This window comes from Methanospirillum sp. (assembly GCF_035406105.1).
Taxonomy (GTDB): domain Archaea; phylum Halobacteriota; class Methanomicrobia; order Methanomicrobiales; family Methanospirillaceae; genus Methanospirillum.
In genome coordinates, this window is sequence record NZ_DAONKG010000264.1 from 1 (window position 1) to 2,994 (window position 2,994).

3 protein-coding genes are annotated in these 2,994 nt (G+C 36.7%); 2 read left to right on the forward strand and 1 reads right to left on the reverse strand.

Annotated features, from left to right (window positions below; genetic code table 11):
• Window positions 1–401: 401 nt before the first annotated feature.
• Both PLA23_RS13860 and cas6 read left to right on the forward strand, forming a co-directional pair.
• Window positions 402–602 carry a UPF0175 family protein gene (locus PLA23_RS13860; protein ID WP_324330122.1) on the forward strand — a complete coding sequence of 67 codons (201 nt, stop codon included), beginning with the start codon at window positions 402–404 and terminating at the stop codon, window positions 600–602.
• Between the two features lie 645 nt (window positions 603–1,247).
• On the forward strand, window positions 1,248–2,027 hold the full coding sequence (cas6, locus tag PLA23_RS12115; RefSeq protein WP_324330105.1) for a CRISPR-associated endoribonuclease Cas6: 780 nt from the start codon (window positions 1,248–1,250) through the stop codon (window positions 2,025–2,027).
• Here the strand turns inward: cas6 and cas3 are convergent.
• Window positions 2,020–2,994 (reverse strand): CRISPR-associated helicase Cas3' (cas3, locus tag PLA23_RS12120; RefSeq protein ID WP_324475348.1); only part of this gene is annotated, 975 nt, incomplete at its 5' end. The genes cas6 and cas3 overlap by 8 nt on opposite strands.

Sequence of the window (2,994 nt, forward strand, 5' to 3'; positions counted from 1 at the left end):
AGAGAGAGAATTGGATGAGAAATAAGAAACGGAACGGGTTGGTGAGCGGTGAGAGGGGGAGAGTGGTTAGGAACAGATGAGTAGGGTGGCGTGATGGTATTGGATGAGCGGGTGGGGAATTAGTATTCAATGGGTAATTCTTTCACGTATAAACATGTATATACTACAGAACGTTTCGGTTCAAGCCGGATAGTTGGTTTATACCATGAAGTGCATTCCTGGATCAGGTTTTAGAATATCCTCTGTAAGACTGATAATATTCTAAAACCTTTTTCATGGGTGATACTGAGTACAATAGTAAAGTAATAGTCAATACGTTGTAATGGAGGGTTTAGGTGAGCGATATTCTCATCCACATTCCTGATGATACGATTGTGGCTCTGAAGTGTTAACCGAAGGATATTGGAAATGAGTTCCGGATGCTGGCAGCAGTAAAACTATATGAAATGGGTCGTTTATCGTCAGGAGCTGCGGCTCGCATGGTGGGAATTTCCCGTGTCCTTTTTCTGAGCAGACTTAAAGATTACAATGTACCGGCAATGTCACTATCACAAAAGGAATGTATTCGTGAAGCTGAAATCCTCGGAATTAATAATCTGTAATACAACACCTCTCCTTTATCTCCATCAGATAGTTCTTCTTTCCATAATCAGAAGTAAGCATTGGATTTTTACTGATTGCGTGTCATTTGTGGTCATGAATGAACGACACATTAAAAATGCCCTTACCAGCAAGAAACATTTTTTTCAGGCCTGGTTTTTCTGTAATGCTAAAGAACTGATCAGGCTTTCCGGATCGTTGTCGGATCGTTTCCGGATCATGACTGCTGCCTGAGCCATCCAAAACGAAGACGAACAATGAAATCTTGGTATTGGGAGTGAAATCAGCGTATAATGTCAATCTAATAAATGGTATTTCACGTTTAAAATTAAATTATTCACTTGTAACTATTTAGAGTCCATGAAAACCCACAATTGACGTGCAGCAGCCATTTAATCTAACCAATACCACAGCCGAAGGAGGGGACGGGAGATAGAGGATATCACATGTTCCCGGTATGCCTGTTACCTGATAGCAAAGAACGGGGATATGAGGAAAGAGGAGCTGAAGGGTATATCCGACTGAATACGTGACTGTATACCGGTTACCATAGAGGGGTTGCCTTGTTTTTCAGTCTGGTAGTTGGGCTTGCTATTAATAATAAATTCAGAGGTTTTACTTACTGAAGAACCAATTATTACAAGAGTATGAGAATATTATTAGAATTACAAAACACTCAGGATCAAAAAGACATTTCTCTTGAATACCATAAATTGCAGGGATTTATCTATTCTCTCATTAAAAAATCAGGATTTATTGGTATCCATGATAAACTGGGATACAAACCATTTTCATTCTCAAACCTGTTTCCATTTAAAAATCAAAAGAAAGGCGAAATACAAAAGCTAATATTTGCCACTCCTGGGCATGGGTTAGGAGAAGCCGTATTTGAGACCTTGGAGAAACAATTACATTCGCAAATCCACATTGGAGATTGTGAATATATCCTTGTCGGTCTAAAACATATTAATTTAGATATTCAATCGTTTCCGTTTCGGGCTCTTGTAAGTACGCCCATAATTCTCCGAATACCTGAATACAATTATGATATATATGAGATTCCAGAGGTAGAAAGAAAACCCCGTTATATATATTGGCGACCAAATGTTCCCTTTTCTGCATTTATTAAACAACTAACAGAAAATATAACAAAAAAATATAATGACTTTTATGGGACTGAAATTCATGATATATTACTATTTGAGAAGTATTTTTTCAAGAAGATGGTTCATTCACGTTTGATTATTGATGGTAAAAGCTATGGGTTTGCGGCAAGTATCTGGTCATTTGAATGGAGTACATTGGCTGAGATCCAGAAAAAGATACTTCTTTTTGGATTTGATGCTGGATTTGGTGAACGTAATAGTATGGGATTTGGGTTTGTTAATCCAATTGAAAGTGCACTCACTACTCAGAAAATCAAATAATAGAGGTTTCTTGGAATGAAGGTATCATACCAAGATCATGATCATATTGAACATCGATAAAAAGAAGATCTGATTTATATAATACCCGACCTTCGTTTCGTAATTTATGATAAAGACCTTTAGATATAGGAAGAGTATATTTCATAACCTCAAAAAAATCTCCTTTTTCTTTTGCTTCTATAACCATAGTGAGAAACTGCATTGGTATTGCTTCTATTGAATCAAATAATTTAAAAAAATCTGACTCTTTTCGATCATAATTCTTCAATGGAATCATTTCACGTAAAACATCGGAAAACATTTGATATGTGTTGTCAAATTCTACCTGTTTTTCTCCAAATCCATCAGAATAGACAATATCAACAGCTCTTTGTATATCCCATTCATGAAGCAGATCAATCTCTGACAAAACCGACAGTGTTTTCTGGACTTTTTCTTCATCATAAATAAATCGATCAGAATCATTTCCTTTGGTAAAAACATAGACTGGGCATATTCCTCGTTCTATTTTCCTGTTCACCCGTCCAAATCGTTGGATTAAGGCATCGATAGGAGCGGGTTCAGTAAAACATACATCATAGTCTATATCAAGAGAGACCTCAATCGCCTGTGTTCCGACAAGCAATTGTAGGCTATATGTGCCATTTACATCGCGTTCTCCTGTAATTATCTGATTTTCCCGTGTTTCCCTATCTTTTAGAATGAACTTAGAGTGAAGAAGAGCAGAACAAATATCCGGAGTATATAACTCCTTATAGATGCGTTGTGCCTGTTTTACCGTGTTACAAACAACCAAAACGCGTTTTTTATCATCAAGTGCCTTTCTGATTGTTGAAAGATGTTCATTTATGGATCCTTCCAAAAGGATACACCGATGTCGCAGATATTGATCCAGTTCTTCTTTTTCCATCTTTATACAATGTTTTATCTGAAGAGTGTTTTGAAACAGGGTTAAAATAAATGTTGG

Bases quoted from the DNA above. Each gene is read 5' to 3' on its own strand.
- cas6 (WP_324330105.1), top strand. From the start codon at position 1,248: ATGAGAATATTATTAGAATTACAAAACACTCAGGATCAAAAAGACATT.